At 65.6% G+C, this 20,587-nt stretch carries 12 protein-coding genes; 3 read left to right on the forward strand and 9 right to left on the reverse strand.

Going from position 1 to position 20,587, the window contains the following annotated elements; all coding sequences use genetic code 11:
- Positions 1 to 1,659, forward strand: a 1,659-nt coding sequence (locus ABFE16_17470) for a sulfatase-like hydrolase/transferase (GenBank protein ID MEN6347091.1), incomplete at its 5' end; no start/stop codon positions are given.
- 103 nt (positions 1,660 to 1,762) lie between these two features.
- Here ABFE16_17470 and ABFE16_17475 read toward each other — a convergent pair.
- Positions 1,763 to 5,437: a glycoside hydrolase domain-containing protein gene (locus ABFE16_17475; GenBank protein ID MEN6347092.1), complete on the reverse strand. Its 3,675-nt coding sequence runs from the start codon at positions 5,435 to 5,437 to the stop codon at positions 1,763 to 1,765.
- A gap of 91 nt (positions 5,438 to 5,528) precedes the next feature.
- Positions 5,529 to 5,912, reverse strand: coding sequence for a carbonic anhydrase (locus ABFE16_17480; protein MEN6347093.1), 384 nt, complete (start codon positions 5,910 to 5,912; stop codon positions 5,529 to 5,531).
- 393 nt (positions 5,913 to 6,305) lie between these two features.
- On the opposite strand from ABFE16_17480, the gene ABFE16_17485 reads away from it, so the two are divergent.
- Positions 6,306 to 9,065, forward strand: a complete 2,760-nt coding sequence (locus ABFE16_17485; GenBank protein MEN6347094.1) for a tetratricopeptide repeat protein — start codon at positions 6,306 to 6,308, stop codon at positions 9,063 to 9,065.
- A 109-nt stretch (positions 9,066 to 9,174) separates the two neighbouring features.
- Positions 9,175 to 13,554 carry a discoidin domain-containing protein gene (locus tag ABFE16_17490; protein MEN6347095.1) on the forward strand — a complete coding sequence of 1,460 codons (4,380 nt, stop codon included), beginning with the start codon at positions 9,175 to 9,177 and terminating at the stop codon, positions 13,552 to 13,554.
- On the opposite strand, the gene ABFE16_17495 is transcribed toward ABFE16_17490, so the two are convergent.
- From ABFE16_17495 to ABFE16_17525, 7 genes are all read right to left on the reverse strand, one after another.
- Complete coding sequence (locus ABFE16_17495; GenBank protein ID MEN6347096.1) at positions 13,543 to 14,028, reverse strand: hypothetical protein; 486 nt, start codon at positions 14,026 to 14,028, stop codon at positions 13,543 to 13,545. The two genes, ABFE16_17490 and ABFE16_17495, sit on opposite strands and share 12 nt — an antisense overlap.
- Positions 14,029 to 14,218: 190 nt before the next feature.
- Positions 14,219 to 15,481: an Nramp family divalent metal transporter gene (locus tag ABFE16_17500; protein MEN6347097.1), complete on the reverse strand. Its 1,263-nt coding sequence runs from the start codon at positions 15,479 to 15,481 to the stop codon at positions 14,219 to 14,221.
- 55 nt (positions 15,482 to 15,536) lie between these two features.
- Complete coding sequence (locus ABFE16_17505; GenBank protein MEN6347098.1) at positions 15,537 to 15,809, reverse strand: 4Fe-4S dicluster domain-containing protein; 273 nt, start codon at positions 15,807 to 15,809, stop codon at positions 15,537 to 15,539.
- A gap of 156 nt (positions 15,810 to 15,965) precedes the next feature.
- Positions 15,966 to 17,279: an FAD-dependent oxidoreductase gene (locus ABFE16_17510; protein ID MEN6347099.1), complete on the reverse strand. Its 1,314-nt coding sequence runs from the start codon at positions 17,277 to 17,279 to the stop codon at positions 15,966 to 15,968.
- Between the two features lie 59 nt (positions 17,280 to 17,338).
- A complete protein-coding gene (locus tag ABFE16_17515) occupies positions 17,339 to 18,658 on the reverse strand; it encodes an electron transfer flavoprotein subunit alpha (protein MEN6347100.1) in 1,320 nt (439 codons plus the stop codon).
- A gap of 76 nt (positions 18,659 to 18,734) precedes the next feature.
- A complete protein-coding gene (locus tag ABFE16_17520) occupies positions 18,735 to 19,544 on the reverse strand; it encodes an electron transfer flavoprotein subunit beta/FixA family protein (GenBank protein ID MEN6347101.1) in 810 nt (269 codons plus the stop codon).
- A 54-nt stretch (positions 19,545 to 19,598) separates the two neighbouring features.
- Positions 19,599 to 20,579: a cation diffusion facilitator family transporter gene (locus tag ABFE16_17525; protein ID MEN6347102.1), complete on the reverse strand. Its 981-nt coding sequence runs from the start codon at positions 20,577 to 20,579 to the stop codon at positions 19,599 to 19,601.
- Between the last annotated feature and the right edge of the window lie 8 nt (positions 20,580 to 20,587).

Genomic DNA, 20,587 nt, shown 5'->3' on the forward strand with positions numbered 1-20,587 from the left:
GCAGGCTACGACACGGGATACTTCGGGAAGTGGCACCTCGGCGGGAACATGTACCGGGGACGTGAGGACAACCGTGCTCGCGGATTCGGAGGCGACTGGTACTTCCGGCGGGTCGAGAGTCCCGACGGGTTCAAGTTCGAGGCTGCCGCGGGTGGAGTCGGAGAGGATAAGCCACAGCACGGCTTCACCACCTGGGAGGGCGGCTGGGAACAGTATCATCAGTGGCTGCGAGATCAGGGACAGGGCGAGTTGCTGACCAAGTTCCCCAGCCTCGGCAACCACAACGATGCGCCGTCGGGCCCCGAAGGGACGCACCACTGGTCGCAGATCCCCGCCGAGTACCACATGGAGGCGTTCTTCGCCGGTCAGGCAGACCGATTCATCCGCAGCCATGCGGGGACGGGCAATCCGTGGTGTGCGGTGCTCTCCTTCTTCGGGCCGCACTCCCCCGTCGCTCCACCACGGCCCTGGGATGAGAAGTACACGCTCGAGCAGGCAGGCCTTCCACCGAACCACTACGACAAGCTCGAGGGCAAGCCGATCACTCAGCGAGCGAGCGCACAGTGCTACATGCTGCCGCGCTGGAACGATGGGCAGTTCATGGACTACCGGCGGCGCTACTTTGGCTACTGCAGCTACATCGACCACCAGATCGGCCGGGTGTTCCAGGCGCTGCAGGAGACCAACCAGTGGGACAACACCATCGTGGTGTTCACCTCGGACCACGGCGACATGGTCGGGGCGCATGGGATGATTCTCAAGCTCGGCTGCTGCGGCTATGAGGAGCTCTACCGGGTGCCCACCTTCGTGCACATCCCGGGTGTCACGCGGGCAGGCTCCAGTACCGACGCTCTCGCGAGCAACATCGACTTCATGCCCACGCTCCTGGAGGCGACCGGGCTTTCGGTGCCGAGCAACCTCGACGGCAAGTCGCTGCTGCCACTGCTGCGGGGCGAGACGAGCCGGCACCGGCAGGCGATCTTCAGCGATTGCAGCGACTCGTCGCTGATCACGCGAGACGAGCGGCACAAGTTCGTGCTGAACTGGAAGCGCCGCGACCTGGACGAGCTCTACGACCTCCAGTCCGATCCGGGCGAGATGACCAACCTGGCCTACGACCCGGCGCACAAGGCGACGGCGGACCAGATGCGCAAGCGGGTGCTGGACTGGACGGCGGAGACCACACACCCCTTCGCGGCGGTGATTGCGGCCCAGGCTGCGAAGACCCCGGAGAGCACCGTCGTGGAGATGCGGCCGGAGGCGGAAAAGTTCGGGTACCTGGGCGGCAACGAGTTCGAGATGGGCGTCGTGTGGCACGTCACCAAGCCCCTCAAGCCGGAAGGCAGGTACTGGTCCTTCATGCAGTTCCTGCGGGGCAACTCCGGGGAGATCGCCTTCCGTGCGACGCCCTATCCGGAGCCGCCGGTGACTGAGTGGAAGGCCGGTGAGGACTACCACGTGGGCCCGGTCAAGTTCGTCGTGCCTCCGGAGACGGCAGCGGGGAACTTCCGTGTGCGAGTAGGCCTGTATGATCCGGCACTGAAGAAGGGGCCGGGCAATCTGCTGGGCGGCGAAGGCAATGCCAGGACCGTCGGGATGTTGACGATCACCCGACAGGGCGGCAAGATCAGCGGGGTCAGCTTCAAGCCACAAGAGTAGGGCATACAACGTCAGCGCCAGGCATACCAAAAGGAAAAGGGCCTCGCCGATGGCGAGGCCCTTTGGTGTGTGTATGGGTGCATTCCGAGCGAAGCCCGAGCGGCTAGCGGCTGAGCCCCTCGATGGCCTTCGCCACAGCTTCCTTGACCTCGAACACCTTGTCCGGATCAGGCAGGATGCGGCTGGAGTAGCGGCCGCCGGCATTGGGGATCTCGACCAGGGAGGCTGCCAGTCCGAGGGCCTGCTGGGCCTGGGTGGTGTCCTTACCTGCTGCCTGAGCGCGGGCCACCAGGTCGCGGAGCAGGTACTGGTACTCGTAGTCCTCGACGCCCTCGCGGGCCTGGGCCAGGCGGACGGAACTCACGAAGCCGTCATAGCCGATGGGCTTTCCGGGATAGGCCAGGAAGCCGTCACCGTTCGGATAGCGGACCCAGCCGGTCTCGCCGGGCTGCCCGCTCTGGGAGATGTACGAATGCCAACCGAACTCGTAGGGGTTGTAGGTGAGCCAGGTGATGCCCCAGAACTCGTAGGCGCTGACCCCGTACTTCATGCAGTAGTGAGGCAGGAGTCGCTCGACGGCGCAGTAGGGCGTGTCGGTGCACATCTGGCCGTCGGTCGTGAACCACATCTTCGCGCCGCCCTTGCGGATCTGCTCCATGCGATCCACCGGGACGATGCCGTAGTGACCGATGCCCCAGAGGGTGATGTAGCCGTCCCACTCCGGCTGATGGTGCCAGGTGCTGGAGTAGATCGGGATGTTGGGATCGACCTCGTGGATCATGTCGCAGAGGGCCTTCATCTGCGCACGGATGCGCTCCTGGCTGTCATAGGGCTCGTCGGAGATGTACAGGACGACCTTGTCGTACCAGCCCTTTTCCTTCATGTGGTTGACATACAGGCGCAGACACTCCTGATAGGCGCGCTTGTACTCGGGCCGCAGCTTGCTGCGGTCGGTGTCCTCGTAGGGGTACGCACCTTCGAAGGGGTTCTGACCAAAGATGACCTTTGGCGGATAGCCCCAGCCGAAGAGGTAGAAGAGGCCCGGCGTGTAGCTGAAGGGGAACTTCAGCTCATCGAAGTAGTAGGCGCAGGCCTGGTCATAGGCGGTGAAGTCAGCCGAGGCCTTGCCGTTCTCGTACTTGAAGACGGGCTCGGGCTGCACCCGGTCCGGGCACAGGCGGTTGTCGGCCATGAACTTGAAGAACTCGCGGCGCACGGTGTCGATCGTCTTGCCCTTGGCCACCCACTGCCCGCCGAGGCGAACGTCATAGATGGCGCCGGTGTGATTTACGTCGGGCAAGGCGAAGTCCCACACGTGGACAGTGAAGGGGACCGTTGCCAGCGTGTTGCCGGCACTGACGAGCCTCATGCGGCCCTGGTAGTCTCCTGCGGCGGCCGTCTTGGGCACGCTCACGGTGATCCAGACCGGCTGCGTGGTATTCGCAGCAAGGTCGAAGTCAGCCTTCGGCAGGAGGGGATCGGGCCAGATGCCCGCCCAGCCGTCACAGCCGCCGGAACCGGCCGGCGGGAACTTGCGCTGCCAGGTCGGTGACTTGCTGCTGTAGTAGCTGGTCTTGTGGTCGATGGGCACGTAGCCGACGACCGAGACCTCTAGCTGGTCAAGCCTCTCGCCGCGGGCGTTAGCCGGCGAATCGACGACCACACGCACCCGATCGCGGGCCTGGGCGCTGCGGACGGCGAATTGCAGGGGCTCCTTTTCGTTGCGTGCCACGGTCACGCGAGCTGCCGGAATCTCCCGCGGCGCGCCGTCGTCCTGGAACACCTTGACGACGGAGTTGACCAGCCACACCGTCACCGCGCCGCCCGTCTGGGCAGGGACACGGGTCTCAACGGTACCGGGGGTGCCGGGCTGGACTTCGGCCACGAGCGCCCCATCATGCCAGGCAGTGCCCGTCGCCAGCATGGTCAGGTGAACCTGGAAGATCCGGCAGTCCTCGGGGATAGTAAAGAGCCCGGAGATCGGGGTCCAGTCGGTGGTGCCGTTGATGGCCGGACCGGCGGAAGTGTACGGGCTGTAGTCGCTGAGCGACCCGTCGGCCTTGCACAGGTGGACATGGATCTGCAGGCCGCCCTCAAGGTCCTGGCACTTGAGCCATGCCGAGCACAGGTAGGTGCGGCCGGGAAGGACGGGAACGTCCTGCCGCCAGCCGGTCCAGGCCTTGGTGGCATCCGCAGGAATGGACATGCGGGCGCAGCGCTTGCCGAAGAGACCGGATTCCTCCAGCCCCAGGCTGGCACCCTTCGGCAGCGAGCCCTCTGCGGAGCCCGGCCAGCCATCGGGCACCTTCGCACCGGTCTCGAAGCTGGGGTTCTTGACGAGATTCTGCGGCGAGGACAACAGGCGGGCATAGTCGGCGAGTGCGGCAGCATCGAAGCCCGCATCGGCGACAGTCGGGACATGGCTGGCGACGTCGGCGTTGTCATCGGGAGTCGCCGTGACCCGGGTGCCGCCAGTCGCCGGTGCTGCGGAAGCCACGACTTGCTTCTGGAAGCGCGCGTCGGCCGAGAGGTACACATAGTAGGTAGACACCGTGTCCGGCTCGACCTTCGCCGTGAACAGGACCATGTCGCGGAAGCGGAAGTGCGGGACGACAGTGCCGCCCTGGACCACGCGCAGGGAATCCAGATTGGCCTTGCCGCGCATCCGCACCAGGATCGAGGACAGGTCGGCACTTACCAGTACCGGGGCCAGTTCGACCCGCGACCTTGTTGCGGTCGGGTCGGCCTGGCTGATGACGCGAACCGGAATCCGGTAGTCCCAGAAGAGATCGTCCTTCGGATCGTCGTCGTACCAGGGAGCCCGGGCGCCGACCTCACGAAGGTCCATGCGCTCAACCTTCCCGGCCTTCGCGGTAAGGGGCGCTTGGCCGTCGATCAGCTCGAGGCTCATGTCGTCGAACCAGGCGGTACCGGTCCCGCGCAGGACGGTGCCCAGATCGGCGATCGTCGCTTCGGCTGGGGCAGTGAACTCGGCCCGGACTTCGCGCCAGTCGTAAGTGCCGTCGCCCGCCAGGAGCATGGGCGACACGATCATGGCGTTGGCGCTGTTGCCGACGTGGATGTACCAGCCGACGCTACCCTTGGCGTTCTGGGCCTTCACCCAGGCCTTCATGACATACTTGCCGCCGCCGGCGATGGGGATGCCGGACTGCCGGGTGGCGATCCAGGTCGGCTCAGCACCCTCCGCAACGACGGTCTTGAGGCAGTGGGTGCCGGAGTGAGGCGCCTCGGTGACCCAGGAGGTGCGATGGGTCTCGTCACTGGCGTCGTGGTTCCAGCCGATCGGTCCGTCGGAGGTACCCTCCTCCAGGTTCCCGTTGCGCAGTCCTGCGACGGTGGGCAGGAAGTCGGGAACGCGCCAGGCAGAGGGGTTATCGAAGTAGACGAAGTAGGAGGCAGTGGACTTCGCCGCGCACTCCGCCGGCAGGACGAGCTTGCTGCCCGCCGGGATTGGGCCCTGGCGCAGATCTACGCCGAGGGGATCGGCGATGCCAAAGAGCATCTCGACGCCCTTGGCATCACACACTCGGACGGCCTGGGCCTCAGCGCCGACGAGATCGGCCTCTCCGGCGCCCTTGCCGATGGTGACGGCCACGGGAGCGCCTTCTGCGGCAACCTCCCGGTTGTTGGTGATGTCGACCTGAACACGCTGGTGCCAGTAGCCGTCACCGGGCAGGTACAGCGAGTGGCTCCAGGGGACGGCAGCGCCCGCGGATAGGGCGGCCAGGAGCCCAAGGACGGGCAACATACTTCTCATCGGCCTTACCTCCAGGATGCGCAGCGTCTGAGTTCGGCTGCGCCGACTGACACGTCGCATGAGATGGTTCGTGCGCCTGCGGGCCCCAGAGCTATTCTGTGACCTGCTCGACCTTCTGCCGTTCGTTCACCCAGAGTCCGATCACGGGGACCTTCAGTCCCCAGGAGGAGACCACTGCGACAGCAGCTTTGATCTGGGCAAAATGCTCGTCGCGGGATCCGGGTGCACGCGTACAGTCGAAGTGCCCGACGACGGCGACAACCTGCGAGCCATGGGCCTCCACCGAGAGGCGGGTCCGGTCCTTGATGCTGAGCAGCTTGTCGATGACCCAGCGCGCGAGGACCATGTCGGCGCCGGGCTCAGTGACCATGTCGACGTAATCGACGTGGTGGGTGCTGCAGATCCACTCGATGACCGGGATCTGGACGCGTCCGTCAACACAGGCGATGGCCGTTCCGAAGGTGTCCTTGTCCATGTACGCTCACGCCCATCGTGGGAGTTAGTGGCCCTCTGATGGCAGGGCGACCGGGGCCTCTGTGGGGAGCGAGGAAACCTTGGCGCGACAAGGAGGAGTTTCGTTGCAGAAGAGGGAATTCCTTCTCTGGAAGACGAGAGGATCGAGGTGGGTGCTTGAGGAGGGTTTGGGGCGAGTTGCGCGCGGAGGCGTGAAAAATGCTTGCGTGGGTTGATTCAGGTCGCAGATATGGGGTAAACTGCGATGAGTAGCAAAGCCACAGACCGATAGGCCGGCTCCGAGCTTCCGCCGGTGAGGCGGGAACGGGGTCGGCATTTTCCGTGCATCTGGCGTTTGGGGCGGGCCACGAAGTAGCAGCAACAGACGTCCGGTATCCATTCGGGAGGGACTCCTATGCGTCGTGCATTGCGCCCCGGTCGCGCATCCCTGCTCCTGCCGTCACTCCTGGCCTTTGCAGCGATGTTCGCCGCAGTCATGCCTGTGTTCGCCCAAGGCACCGCAGCAGCAAATCCCAATGCCAGGCCCGACGGGTGGCTCGTGAACTACGGGCAGCCCGGTTACGCGGTCCCCGACGCCTCTCGTGCGCACTACGAGCGGGGTCTGGACCTGATGCAGCAGCAGGACTACGAGGGCGCCGCCCGAGAGCTTCTTGAATGCATGCGGCTCTTCAAGCCCTGGGTCGCAGCCGGAGAGCGCACGGCGACCTACGTGGACAAGCTGCGGATGGAGAACTACCTGACGCCGCTTGCCTCGGCCTCCGTAAACCTGGGGCACTCGCTGCGTCATCTGGGGCGCCTCGATACAGCGATCGCGCTGTATACGGCCGCGGCCGACACGGCGCCCGGTTACGTACCGGCGCACGAATCGCTCGCCTCAGCCCAGATCGAAAAGGGCATGCTAATGCATACCCAGCGCGATCGAGAGCGGCTTGCAGTGGGTGAGGCCTCCGGCAGTGAGGCCGAGCTCAACCTCTATCGCTCGGCGGTCGCGCACCTGCACATCGCCCGCCAGTTGGAGCCGCAGAACGCCAATGTGCACATGCTTCTCGGCGTCGCGCTGCGCCGCTGGGGAGTGTACGATGGCGCAGTGGTTCAGGCGCGGCAGGCCGTAGAGCTCGACCCGACGAACGCGCGCGGGCAGTACAATCTCGGGCTCGCGCTCGCCGCCTTCGGGCAGCCGCAGCCGGCCATCGACGCTTTGAAGGAAGCGGTTCGCCTCGCCACCGATGACACCGCTGCCTTCCAGGCTGAAGTCCAGAACGCTCTCGCCCTGACCCTGGCCGGCAACGGCAGCTTCGACGAGGCGCTCGCCGCCTACCGCAAGGCAGCGGAGCTTGATCCGGCTAACGGCGCGTACCAGAACAACCTCGGTGTCGCCCTGCGGGCCGCCGGCAAGCCCGAGGAGGCAGTCTCTGCCCTGCAGAGCGCAGCCGCGCTGCAGCCACACGAGATCGAGCATTACCTGAACCTGGCCGCCAGCGCCCGCGACAGCAAGGACCTCGACACCGCGGTCCGCGCCTATCGTCAGGCACTGCGTCTGAACTCCACCGACGCCGAGATCCATCACCAACTCGGGCTCACGCTGCATCAGCGGCGTGACCCGGACCGGCTTTTCGCAGCCTACAATGCCCTCAGCCAGACCCCGACCGACGATGAGGTCGAGGCCGCTCTGGCCGTCATCGCGACCCACTTCATGGCCGCCAAGCGGCTCTCCCTGGTCGACGCGATGGATCCGCGCAGCTACGAGGCCACTCCGCGGGTGAAGGTCACGCCCGACGTCTGGCCGCGGCTGAAGGCCCAGCTTGCAGCAGTCTGGCAACTGTGGGACAACCGCCCGCTGTACGGCACCACTCGCCTGGACATGCAGGACATGCTGGTCGACATCGACTCGCTTGAGCCGGCCATCCTGCGGATTGCCGCCAACTACCAGAAGGTGCTCGAAGTCAAGGCCGACGGCACCAGCACGGTCGAGCCGCTGGCGCTTCCGGACTCCGTGCTGAAGGGTCTGGCCTCCGACAGCACCATGGCAGCGAACGCCCAGACGCTGACCCCGAAGGTCAAGCGGAGCGTCATCGCAGCGGCCCAGGCACTCACCGCCGGCTCTGACCTGTGCGAGGCCATCGCCGAACTTCGGTGGGCCCAGCGCCTGAACTCGAAGTCCCCGTACATTGCGAACAACCTGGGCAAGTGCCTCTTTGATGCCGGCGAACCCGCCGCGGCCCTCGCCCAGTACGATCGGTCCATCAAGCTCAGTGCCGACATGGCCGAGACGCACTTCAACCGCGGTTACGCCCTGGCGGAGCTCGGCCGCATGGACGATGCCGTCCTGGCCTGGAAGCACGCTGTTGACCTCGGCATGCAGGACGTCCGCCTGTACACCGCGATCGGCGTTGCGTCGATCCCCCGGACCGAGTTCGACTATGCCAACGCAGCCTTCCAGAGCGCTCTGCGCATCGACCCGAAGTTCGCCCCGGCGCTGTACTACCAGGGACTGCTGGCTGCCCTGCGCGAGAGTTCCTCCTCGCTGACCTCGGCTCCGCTGGACGCCGCTCGCCTTCGGACTCAACTGGGCAAGCCGCACTACAACGTCCGTGGCGAGTTCATCACCACGGCAGCGCTGAAGCCGGCCCTCGACCTGCTCGCAGCCGCCGATAGCGCCGACCCGGAGCGCCGCCGCTTCTACGACTACATCGGCGTCGAGCTCGGCCTGCAGGACCCGGCACTCTCCAGCCAGAGCGGAGCGGTCGTCTTCCACGACGTCGCCGCCGCCCACGGCCTGCACCATGACTGGGCTGCAGTAACCAACAACATCGCCGTGATGCACGCACTGCGCGGCGACACCAACAAGGCCGAGACGCTGCTGCGCATCGCGGTCCGCGACGAGCCGGAGTACGCACTCGCGCACTGGAACCTCGGTCGCGTCCTGATGCAGAACCGCAAGGACGGCGAAGGGCTGCAGGAGCTCGGCACTGCGGTACGCCTCGCCAAGCAGCAGGGCCTGCCCTACTTCTTCAAGCTCCAGGCTGCAGCCGCTCCGCAGCCGGCCGGCCAGGCCGCTACCGCTACCGCAGCACCGATGCCGCGTCTCGCGGTCAAGGGCTTCGGTCTCAAGAGCCTGCTCGAGGCCTTCGACATTCCCGTTCCGTACCTGTAGGCCGCTGGCTCCAGGATGACGAAATAACAGCCCGGTCCCTCGTGGACCGGGCTGTTTGCTTATCCGGCACGGCCCAGACCGGCCAACGTGGATTCGCGTGGAGGCTAACATGAGACTGCATGCACTGCTCCTTGCCGTCCTCGGTATCACCGCCGCCGCCCACGCCGCACCACCTACCCAGGACCCTTCGCTGCGCCCCGAGCTGTGCCTGAACGGCGAGTGGCAGTTCCAGCCGGCCGACCCACAGCTCAGCTTCCCGCCGACCGGCGCCTGGGATCCAGTCGCGATCCGGATCCCCTCTCCGTGGAACGCCAACTCCTTCTCCCGCAGCGACGGCGGCGACTTCGAGTGCTTCCCGAGCTACCCGAAGGCCTGGGAGAGTGTGCAGGCAGCGTGGCATCGACGGACCTTCACGCTCCCAGAGTCCATGCGCGGCAAGGCCCTGTTCCTGCGCTTCGAGGCGGTGCACTACTGGGCCGACGTGTACGTGAACGGCAAGAAGGCGGGCTCGCACGAAGGAGGCTTCACACCCTTCGAGCTCAACATCACCGACCTGGTGCGCTTCGACGGTCCGAACGAGCTGGTCGTCGGGGTCAAGGCGCACCAGTTGTTCAACGTGAAGGGCCGCGCGACGTACGGCTGGGGAAGCTTCTGGGGTGGACACATACACGGCATCTGGCAGGACGTCTCACTGATCGCGCGTCCGCTGCTTCATGTCAGCGACGTCTTCGTCATGACCTCCGTCGAGCGCCGCGAGATCACGCTCCAGGTGTCCGTCACGAACCTCGATCGACAGCCCCGGCATGCGCGGATCAACAACCATGTCTTCGAGTCCGGGCAGCCCGCGCCGGGGAGCATGCCCAGCAAGGGTTTTGCGCGGGCACAGGCTGATCTCGCACCGGGCGAGACGCGGACACTGACCCTCTCCGAGCCCTGGGCAAGCGCGAAGCTGTGGTGGCCCGACGACCCGCAACTGTACGTTCTCCTGACGCGTCTCTATGCCGACGATGAGGACAACACGCCCATCGACATGAGGCGCACGCGCTTCGGCTTCCGCGAGTTCCGGCTCGATGCTGAGGGCAAGCACTTCGAGCTGAACGGTGTGCCCTGGCGCGGTCGGGCGGACGCCTGGCACTTCATGGGTATTCCGCAGCTCACGCCGGCCTACGCCCGCGCGTGGTATGAGATGGCGCAGGCGGCAAACGTGAACCTGATTCGCTTCCACGCGCAGGTCTATCCGGAGTACTACCTCGAGGTCGCGGACGAGGTGGGGATGCTGATCGTCGATGAGTCGGCGCTGTGGGGCTCGGCGATCAACTTCTGGTATGACGAGGACTTCCTGCGCAGGGCGAAGGCGCAGGTGCAGGAGCTTGTCCTGCGCGACCGCAACCATCCGTCGGTAGCCCTGTGGAGTGTGGCCAACGAGATCTATGCGCGGCGAGGAGACGACAACGCGCCCGACCAGGACTGGGTCTTCGCACGCTACGCCGAGCTTGCGGGTGAGATGAAGAAGCTCGATCCGACCCGCGAAGTGTCCTCCGACGGAGACGGTGACCTCAACGGTCGCTTGCCGATCTACAGCCTGCACTACCCCGGTGCGGGTGATCCGAAGAAGCCTAAGGCCAGCACGATCGGCGAATCCGGCGGGCTGTATCACATGACGCCGCCGGAGGTAGCGCAGTGGATCGGCGACCGCGCGTACCTGAGCTCGCGGGACCGGATGGACGCGCTGGCGGTGCAGATGCAGGACCTCGTGCCCGGGTACCGGCAGTGGGCCGCCTATGCGACGGTGTTCAACCTGGCCTGGTATGGCCTCGACCCGCTGCCGCTGGAGGTCCAGTTCCACTACGACGATCTGGGCACGCCGGGCGTCAAGCCGGAGCGGCTGGGGCCCTACTCGACCTGCCTCAACGCCGGGAGAGACCCGAAGCTGCCCGCCTACGAGCCGAACCCGCTCTTCACGGCGATGAAGGACCTGTACGAGCCGATCCGGTTCTTCGTGCGGGAGCGTGGGTACAGCCTGTGGGAAAGCGCGACCGTCGTGCGGCACCTGACGGTGCACAACGATGTGCTGGCGCCGTCGGCGCTGGTGCTGTCGTGGAAGCTCACTCTTGGGGCAAAGCAGGTCGCAACCGGGCGCACGCAGCTTGCCATGCAGCCCGGGGAGAGTCGCGAGGTGGAAGTGTCCTTCCGCACTCCGAAGGCGCCGGCGGAGGAGGAGTGGCCGCTCGCGAAACTGCAACTGGCGCTGTCACGTGAGGGGAAGGTCTGCTATCAGCAGGAGTTGGCCTATGCACTGTGGCCGCGACCGTCGCTGGCCAAGGCCGGGCCGAAGACGGCGAAGGACCTGCTGCTGTATGACCCCTCCGGGAAGACGGCCGAAGTGCTCGACTGGCTGGAGTGTCCCTACACGCGGGTGGCGTCGCCGATGGAGCTTGCGACCGACCGCGTTGCACTGTGTGTGGTGGGAGCGAACTCCGGGATCGGCCCTGGCGAGGCGCTGGCGATCGACGACAAGGCCCGCGGTCTGGTGGTCTTCGAGGGCAACCCGGCCTTCTACGGCGACGACTTCTACTGCTCGCGTCACAGCGGCACCTACACGCGGGGGTTCCTCGTGACCGTTGGTGAGGGCAGGGATGAGGACTGGCAACTTTGGGGCGCCGACGGTGTGATTGCCCGTGCGGCCTGCGGTCGCGAGGTCCACGGCGAGGTTCACCCCGAGGTCCGTTGCGGTGACGGGGACCTCGCCCTTTTCGACGTCATGAAGGGCGACCGACTGCGCGTGTTCTGCGAGCTGGTGGCGATCGAGAAGGCTCACGAGGAGCCGGTCGCTGCAGGGACCGTGATGGCCTCGATCGCACGGTTCTACCAGGAGAGTCCGGGCTGGTATCACCGGAGCCGTCCGGCGCTGATCGCAACGCCGCAGTCACGTTTCGTAGCGGCTCTGCAGGCCCTCGGAGTGCCCGCCAAGGCCGAGGATCCAGACCTGCTGCTGTGCGACGGCTCGGTTCCGCCGGCTGATCCGGAGGCGGTGCGTCGGTTCATGGCCGAGTCCACGCGAGGCGATCGGCGGATACTGCTGTGCAACCTGACGCCGGAGTCGCTGGAGGCCTGGAACGCGGTGCTGCCGGTGAAGCTGTCGCTGGAGCCGTCGGAAGCGGCGCAGCTCGTGGCCGACGGGAACGACGGCTTCCTGTCGCTGATCAACCTCGCGGACCTGTATTGGATCGAGGAGAAGAGCGCGCGGCGGATCATGGATTTCGCGGTGTCCTCCAGCGACCCGCAGGCCCGTCCGGTGCTGGTGACCAACCATACCGACTGGCGTCGCTGGGCCTTCCGGGGCGAGAACATCAAGACCGGTTCGCTGCTTCGCTCCGAGCGTGAGCCCTTCACCCCTCAGACGGGACTGCTTACCTGGAGCGGGGACTTTGGCGAGCTGATCGTGTCGCAGGTACGCCTCGACCCCACGAACCCTAAGTCGGCGCGGTTCTACAGCCAGATGCTCAGCGACCTGTGTGTGCCGCTTCGTCAGGGCGCACCCAGTGGTGAGAACCTGGCGGCCTTCAACGTCGACGCCGACGGGTACCTGACCAATTGGCTCGTGTGTGGCCCCTTCCAGTCTGAACGGCCCTATGACACCGACCTCCTCAGCGGAGAGAGCACGGTCCAGCCGGAGCCCGGTCTGTTCAACGGCACCTGCGTGTGGCGCGGGCTGCGAAGCTCGACGCCGGTGCTGGATTTCACCGGCGAGGAGGTCTTCGGCAAGCTCGACAACGCAGCCGTGTACGCGGCAGTGACGGTCCTGACGCCCCAGGCTCGCACGGTGGACCTGTGGCTTGGCAGCGACGACGGCGTGAAAGTCTGGCTGAACGGGAAGCTGGTGCATGCGAACCCGGCGACGCGCCCGGTGACGCCGGACAGCGACAAGATCGCCGGGCTGCAATTGCGGCAAGGCGAGAACCTGCTGGTCGTGGAGGTGAGCCAGGGGACCGGCGAATGGGGCCTGTGCGCCCGGTTCGTGGAGCCCACCGGCAAGCCGATCACAGACCTGACTGTGCTACCGGCCGGGCAGACCAAAGCGCGGCAGCCGCTGCCGACGACGGGCTGGTCGGCGACGGCCAGTCACTCGGGAGAGGATCCAGCTCGGGCCTTCGACGGCGACCCGGCGACTCGCTGGACCACCGGAACGCCGCAGGTGCCGGGCATGTGGTACCGCCTCGACCTGGGCAGCGTGCAGACCCTCAGTGAGGTCGTGCTGGACTCGGCAGGCTCAGTGCGTGACTACCCGCGAGGGTTCACGCTGGAGGTCTCAACCGACGGCCAGGAATGGAGAACGCTCGTCAACTGTCCGCAGGCGACGGGTGCCCAGGACAAGGGTGTCGTCACGGCGTGCTTCTCGCCAACCAGCTTCCGTTACCTGCGTGTCACCCAGACCGGAAGCGTGGGTGGTCTGTACTGGTCAATCCATGAGCTGCAGCTACTGCGCTGAGGCTGGGGGCTTGGCCGGTCTGGCCATGACCGGAGTCGTGGTCTTGGTCTTGTTGGCGGCTTCCGGCGCGGGTGCCTGCTCTTCCTTCAGCGACTGGCAGTGCGGCAGTCCGTCGACGACGATCAGATGAGCAGTGAGGACGATCGGCGGTGCTCCCATCTCGAAGGTCAGCAAGGCACCCTTGTCTGCGAGGTCGACGGAGGTGACCTTGACGGTCTTGTTCGCCCTGGCGGTGAGCCAGACCATCGCCTCGGTGGGGTTCTTGAAGCCCGCGGGATCCCAGTCGTCATCCACGAAGCAGTCGCGCAGGCAAACGGGCTCCTCCTCTTCCCCTTCGGCGTTCTCCGTGTCGTCCTCCGCCTCAAGGTCCTCAGCGTTGGCTGACTCGTCGGCCTTGGGGGCAGGCGGATGCAGCGCTTTCTGCACCGTCTCCAGCCAGATCTGGGCCTGATCCTCGGCCTCACGCAGAGTCAACTTGCGCTCTCCGCAGCCCGTTATGAGCAGGGCACAGCAGAGCAGACTGAGCAGTACCTGCGTCCGTAGATACCCTCGCACGGCATACCATCCCTGGGGAAAGCAAGATCGCAGGGCCCTGCGTGGCACGGGTCCCCGTCTATGTCTATAACGGCCCAGGGCCCGGGCGGCTTAAGGGACTGAGTCGGTCTCAGAACTTGCCGCCGAGGGTCTGGTACAACAGCAGGACGTTCAGGAGGATGACGATGGCGGAGGTAAGGATCAGGAGGGACTTCTCCAGCGGCCGGTTGGCGTACTCGCCCATGACCTTGCGGCTCGAGGTGAGTACTGTGAGAGCGACGCAGGTGAAGGGAAGCTGGATCGACAGGCAGACCTGGCTGAGGATGAGTAGGCGGAAAGTGTCGAGCGGAAGCGCCATGATGGCCACGGCGGGAACGAAGGTCAGCAGAAGGCCCAGGCGAAACCAGGGTGACTGGATCGCGGTCGGCTTGCCCAGGAAGCCGGTGAAGACCGTGCCTCCGGCCAGACCGGCGGTCATGCTCGAGGAGAGCCCCGCGCAGAGGAGGGCCACCGCAAACAGCAGGGCCGCCAAATCTCCGGCCAGTGGCCTCAAGGTCGCCTCGGCTTGCTCAAGCTCCGTGACCCCGGCGCCGTGGCGGAAGAAGACGGCGGCGGCGACGATGATCATGGCCGAGTTGATGAGCCAGCCCGCGGTCATCGCGAAGAGGGTATCGAGCATCTCGTAGCGTAGCAGGCGACGCTTTGCAGCGTCCCCGACGGCGCTCCAGTCACGGCTCTGGATGATCTCGGAGTGCAGGAAGAGGTTGTGAGGCATGACCACGGCCCCGAGCATGCCCATCGCCAGCAGGATCGAGTCGGAGCTCAGTTGCGGGGTGAAGGCACCAGTCAGCGTCAGGGGCCAGTCGGGCTTGACGAGCAGCATCTGCACCAGGTAGCAGAACCCGATAACCGAGACGAAGCCGATGATGAGGTGCTCGAGGACGTGGTACTTCTGCCAGCCGATGAGCGCCAGGATGACGACGGCTGCGAGGATCGACCCGGCCCAGAGCGGGAGGTGGAAGAGCATGCGCAGACCAAGGGCGGCGCCGCAGATCTCCGCCAGGGCGGTGCCGATGCAGGCCACCATCGCCGTCGAGCCGATCACGAAGGCCCAGGCAGGATGGAAGTGCGTCCGGCAGGCCTCGGAGAGACACTGGCCGCGGATGATCCCCAGGTGGGCGGCCATGTGCTGCAAGAGGAGGAGCATGAGGGTGCTGAGGGTGATGACCCACAGCAGGGAGTAGTTGAACTGGGCGCCGGCGGCGATGTTGGTCGCCCAGTTCCCCGGGTCGATGAAGCCCACGGTGACGAGGAAGCCAGGCCCCAGGTACCGGAGGAACTGGGTATCGAGCTTGAGGTTCTTCAGCCGCGCAGTGACTTCGCCGATCGCCATGGTTGCCGCCGATGCAAGGAGATCAGGGACGGCACACCTGAACCAGTCAGGCCCTTTAGCCGAACTTCCACACTACCCCGAAACCGCCGCGAGGGTACTCCCAGTCGATGTTGTCGTAGGGGCACACGATCTTGCACACGCCGCACTCGAGGCAGTTCTCGAAGGCGACGCGGTTCTCGTTGTCCTCCCACTCGTACACCTGGGCCGGGCAGCGCGAGATGCACGGCTTGTCCTCGCACTTGCGGCAGACTTCCTGGTCCTTGATCTTGAGGTGGGAGGCCTCGTCCGTCTTGTACTTGACCTTGTACAGGCGGTCGGCAAGGCCCACGTTCACCTTGCCCTCCATGACCAGTTCCCACGGCTTCGGTTCCTTGTTCTTCAGATCACTCATCGAAAGCCTCCGACCGATCGCGTCGGTCAAAACTCTAGACGCCTGCCCAGGGGCACGCCAGGGCTTCACAGCCTGCCGCCGACCGATCCCGGCCTAGGGGAAGGTCCGCAGGGCGTCGAGGCCATCCCAGGCCAGACCGAAGATATTGCGGCGCTGCAGCACCATCCGCAGCAGACGCCACTCCTTGGCGCGCTTCGTGTCGTCGTCGACCACCATGAACTCGCGCACCGCGTCGGAGGCAAGCTCGGGGTAGACCTTGAAGATCGGGTGCTGCTCCATGTAGGTGGTCATGCGCCGGTACTTGCGCAGGTCGGCCAGCGTCGGGCCATGTTCCAGGCGCTCGCGGTAGCGGTTGAGGACGCGGGAAGAGAAGTCGCCCTTGCTGTGGGCCTCGATGGCTGTCTCGGCGGCCGCCTTCCCCGACAGGATGGCGTGGTTCGAGCCCTCGCGATGCAGGGAGTTGACCAGCATCGCGGCGTCGCCGGTGATCATGATCCCGTTGCCGAAGAGCTGGGGCATGGCGTCGTAGCCGCCCTCGGGGATCATGTGCGAGAGGTACTCCAGCACCTGTCCACCCTCGAGCAGCGGGGAAATCATCGGATGTGCCTTGAAGCGCTGCAGCATGTCATAGGGTGTCAGGGGGCTGTCCATGCCATCGAGCAGGGACGGACCGACGCCGACGGAGAGCGTGCTCTTGTTGGTGTAGATGAAGCCCATGCCCAGCAGTCCGGCCGTGGCGTCGCCCATGATCTCCATGGCGGTACCGTGGCTGCTGTCGGGCAGGCCGAAGCGGTCGTTGATGACCTCTTCCGGAAGGCTGATGATCTCCTTGGCGATGCTGGCGAAGTGCTGGGGCTTGAGCTTCTTTTGCATCCCCAGCTTCAGGGCCAACTGCGGATTCACGCCCTCGGAGAGGATGACGACGGGCGCGTAGAGGTCGCCGTCCTGACGGCCGCAGCGGACACCGATGACGCGGTCGCCCTCCCTGAGAACCTCCTCGACCCGCGTCTGGCAGATGATGAGCGCGCCTTCCTTTTCGGCCTGGTCGGCGAACCAGCGGTCGACCTTGACCCGCAGGACGCTGCAGGCGTTCGGTCGATGCTCCAGCAGCTTCTCGCTGCGGTAGCCGAACTTGAGGGCCGAATCGGGCGTGAGCATCCAGACGAGCTGCTCAAAGATGGGGCGCTCGACCGGGGCTTCCTTCCACACATTCGGCCAGACCTCGGCCGTGGGCTGGGTGTAGAGGATGCCGCCCATCACGTTCTTGGTGCCGGGCTTGTCACCGCGCTCGATGACGATGGTGTTGAGGCCGGCACGGGCGCAGAGGGTGGCAGCTGCCAGACCCGAAGGCCCCGCGCCGACGATGATGACATCGAACTTGTTATCCACAGGTTGCTCCGCCGTCATGCCTGGTAAGTCTCCCTGTTCGAAGTGGCCGGTGATTCGGCAGTGCCGCGGCGGGCACCTCAAACACTCAGCTTGACCTCTTCGTCCTGGCCCAGCAGCACCTTCTTGAGGTCACGTTCCTTTGCGATACGGATCAGCTCGGGCACGACCTTGTACAGGTCGCCGACGATGCCGTAGGTGGCCACACCGAAGATCTTGGCGTTCGGGTCGCGGTTGATCGCGACGATGATATCGGAGGTCTCCATCCCGACCAGATGCTGGATGGCCCCGGAGATTCCGCAGGCGATGTACAGCTTCGGGCGGACGGTGGTTCCGGTCTGGCCCACCTGGTGATCGTGGGAGATCCAGCCGGCGTCGACCGTGGCACGCGAGGCGCCAACTACGCCGCCGACAGCATCAGCCAGCTCCCGGATGAGCTCGAAGCCCGCCGGGCTGCCAAGGCCGCGACCGCCGGAGACAATGATCTCGGCGAACTGCAGGTTCGGCTTGTCGCTGCCGGTGTCGGGCCGGAACTCGATGACCTTCGTCGGGATCTGGTCCTCGGTGCAGGCGAAGCTGCCACGGATCACTTCGACCTTGCGGCCACGCTGCCGAGGCAAGGCCTGCATCACACGCGGGCGGACCGTGGACATCTGCGGTCGAGTGTCGCGGGTGAGAATGGTCGCCATGATGTTGCCGCCGAAGGCCGGACGCGTCTGGCGCAGCAGTCGCGTCTCAGAGTCGATGTCAAGGCCGGTGCAGTCGGCGGTGAGCCCGGTATGCAGGTCGGTGGCGATGGCTCCGGCGAGATCGCGGCCGGTGGTCGTCGCACCCATGAGCATGATCTCGGGCTTGTACTTGCGGATCAGGTGGAGGATACCGGAGGCATAGGGTGCGGTGCGGTAGTCCTTGAGGATCGCCATGTCCATGACGTAGGCCTGATCGGCGCCGAACTCGCCCGCCTCCTCGGCCAGACGGTCGACCTTCTCACCGAGGATAACCGCGGCGAGCTTGCAGCCCAGCGCATCGGCGAGCTTGCGACCGGCGCCGAGAAGCTCCCAGCTTACCGGGTGCACGGTTCCGTGAGCCTGCTCGACGAAGACCCAGACGCCGGAGTAGGCGGCGAGATCCGGCTTGGTCTCCTCCTCAAGCTCTTCAAGCAGCTCGACCTCTTCCGCCTCCGCGGGGCCTTCTTCGCCCTCTGCGGCCTCGATGACAAAGGTGAAGGCTTTGGCCGGGCAGATCTTGGCGCACTTGCCGCACTTGATGCACTTGTCGAAGTCAACCTCGGCGACGCCATCAACCATCTCGATGGCCTCAACCGGGCACTCGCCGACACAGTAGGTGCAGCCTGTGCAGCGTTCTCTCTCGTAGGTCAGGGTCCGCTTCTTCTTCGCCATTCGCAATCATCGCCGTAGGTTGGGATGCGATACCAGTCAACTGCAAGACGGGCAGGACGCTTTGGCCTAAGCCGGATCAGGCGTGCTCCACCAGCGCCTCCAGCCGGTCTGCCAAGCTCTCAGCAGCGCGGCCGGGGTCGTCATCGGTGCCCACAATCTCACCAGGCTGACGTGCCGGTGGCGGGAAGATCCGGTTCACCATCGTGGGCGAGCCCTTGAGACCCAGGAGGTCGGGATCGCCCTTGAGGTCGTCCTTGCCCCACACTTCGGGCACATACCGCGCTGCCCGGATCATGTTGGGGAGCGTGGAGTAACGCAGCTCATTCATCTCTTCGACGCAGGTCAGGAGACAGGGGAGCGGGGTCTGGACGACCTCGACGCCCTTCTCAAGACGCCGCAGCACTCGGGCCGTGCGCGTCTCGAGGTCGACGTCCTCGACGCCGACGGCATAGGTGATCTGCGGGACATCGAGACGACGTGCCAGACCGGGGCCGACCTGCGCGGTGTCACCGTCGATGGCCTGCTTGCCGCACAGGACCATGTCGATGCCGTCCTCGTCGCGGAGTCGGCGCAGGGCCAGACCGATGGTGTAGCTGGTAGCCCAGGTATCGGAGCCCGCGAAGGCGCGGTCACTGAGCAGGATCCCGCGGTCGGCGCCGTAGGAGATGCACTGCTTGATGACCTCGAAGGCCTGGGGTGGCCCCATGCACACGATGGTCACCTTGCCGCCGTAGCGCTCCTTGAGCTCCACAGCCGCCTCAGCCGCGTGGGCATCGTAGGGGTTGAGGATCGAGGGCACGCCCTCCCGGACCAGGGTGTTGGTCACGGGGTCGATGCGGACCTCGGTGGTGTCGGGCACTTGCTTGACGCAGACTACCAAATGCATGACAGACCCTCTGAGCGTGACAGGTTCAGGCGCTCTCTCACACGGAGGCGGGCGCTATTCGTTGTCATGGTCGTGGCTATGGTTATGGGCGTGATTGTGGTTGTTGGTCATCCCGTGGGTGAACTGCTGGAGCAGTTCGCCGTCACAGGCCGGGTTGCACTCGAGTTCCAGCGTCGTATCGGAGAAGCCGAAGCGCTCGGTCAGGATCTGCTCGAGCTTGCAGCGCAGAGCGGTTCTCTCGGCCTCATTCTGCGGGCAGCTCACCACGTGGGCGGTGAAGGCCAGGACGTTCGAGCACAGGCTCCAGGCGTGGACATGATGCACATCCTGGACCCCGGGCACCTCGGCCAGGGCTGAGGCGACCTCGGCCAAGTCTATCCCCCGTGGGACGCCCTGCAGCAGGATGTGGGTCGCTTCCCGGGTCACGCGGAAGCCGCCCACGACGATCAGCAGACCGATCCCGGCGCTGAGCAGCGGGTCGATCAGCAGCCAGCCGGTGGCCAGGATGACGACTGCAGCCACCACTACCGCCACCGAGGCCAGGAGATCACCGGTTACGTGCAGGTACGCGCTGTGCAGGTTAAGGTCGCCGTGCTCATGGCCGCCGAGACGCAGCGCAACGATGCTGTTGGCGACCAGTCCAAGGATGGCCACGAGGAGCATCGGCCCAGATCGGATCGACGGCGGTTCGGCCAGCCGCTGGTAGGCCTCGTAGAAGATCACGGCACTGATGCCCAGCAGCGCCACACCGTTGAAGAAGGCGGCGAACACCTCTGTGCGGTGCAAGCCGTAGCTGTGTTGCTCCGTAGGCGGCCGACAGGCGAGGCCGACGGCAAGCAAGCTCAAGGCCAGCGCCAGGACATCGGAGAAGACGTGCCCTGCATCGCTGAGCAGCGCCAGGCTTCCCGTCCACAGCCCGCCGACCAGCTCACCGGCGAACACAACAGACGTCAGCGCCACAGCAAAGCGGAGCTGACGGGTTTTCACGACATCGAAGTCGACGGTCGACTCACAGCAGGGCTCAGGCGTGGTCATCTTGCATA

It is taken from the genome of Armatimonadia bacterium (assembly GCA_039679385.1).
Classification (GTDB): domain Bacteria; phylum Armatimonadota; class Zipacnadia; order Zipacnadales; family JABUFB01; genus JAJFTQ01.

Bases quoted from the DNA above. Each gene is read 5' to 3' on its own strand.
- ABFE16_17475 (MEN6347092.1), bottom strand. From the start codon at position 5,437: ATGAGAAGTATGTTGCCCGTCCTTGGGCTCCTGGCCGCCCTATCCGCG.
- ABFE16_17480 (MEN6347093.1), bottom strand. From the start codon at position 5,912: ATGGACAAGGACACCTTCGGAACGGCCATCGCCTGTGTTGACGGACGC.
- ABFE16_17485 (MEN6347094.1), top strand. From the start codon at position 6,306: ATGCGTCGTGCATTGCGCCCCGGTCGCGCATCCCTGCTCCTGCCGTCA.
- ABFE16_17490 (MEN6347095.1), top strand. From the start codon at position 9,175: ATGAGACTGCATGCACTGCTCCTTGCCGTCCTCGGTATCACCGCCGCC.
- ABFE16_17500 (MEN6347097.1), bottom strand. From the start codon at position 15,481: ATGGCGATCGGCGAAGTCACTGCGCGGCTGAAGAACCTCAAGCTCGAT.
- ABFE16_17510 (MEN6347099.1), bottom strand. From the start codon at position 17,279: ATGACGGCGGAGCAACCTGTGGATAACAAGTTCGATGTCATCATCGTC.
- ABFE16_17515 (MEN6347100.1), bottom strand. From the start codon at position 18,658: ATGGCGAAGAAGAAGCGGACCCTGACCTACGAGAGAGAACGCTGCACA.
- ABFE16_17520 (MEN6347101.1), bottom strand. From the start codon at position 19,544: ATGCATTTGGTAGTCTGCGTCAAGCAAGTGCCCGACACCACCGAGGTC.
- ABFE16_17525 (MEN6347102.1), bottom strand. From the start codon at position 20,579: ATGACCACGCCTGAGCCCTGCTGTGAGTCGACCGTCGACTTCGATGTC.